The sequence below is a fragment of the Psychroserpens mesophilus genome, from assembly GCF_050617655.1.
Classification (GTDB): Bacteria; Bacteroidota; Bacteroidia; order Flavobacteriales; family Flavobacteriaceae; genus Psychroserpens; species Psychroserpens mesophilus_A.
This window is the reverse complement of the sequence record NZ_JBODQC010000318.1, coordinates 1-254: the sequence shown is the minus strand read 5'-3', so window position 1 is coordinate 254 and position 254 is coordinate 1. Positions and strand designations below refer to the sequence as shown.

Annotated in this window: 1 pseudogene; it reads left to right on the top strand. The window is 29.1% G+C overall.

The features are described from left to right. Positions 1-105, top strand: a pseudogene (locus tag ACRHNM_RS17410) (HYC_CC_PP family protein); the annotation flags it as partial. Positions 106-254: the final 149 nt, after the last annotated feature.

The window sequence follows — 254 nt, the reverse complement described above, 5'->3', positions numbered from 1 at the left end:
AATCTTTATGAAAATATTGATAAAAATGTTTCTTCTTTTGAAGCATACAAACCGCCACTCGTCGACAGGCAAATCTTCAAGATTGACGAGACTTATTTAATTTGATTTTTAAACTTTTAGAGGTTGTTATCCTATGGCTTCGCTATGCGGATAATTTACTGTATTCGGTATTGTTCTAATACCAATGTCTAACTGTTTAATTATCAAAATCAATGCTAAACAAAAGCATCAAATTTTTAATAGAAAATAAACTC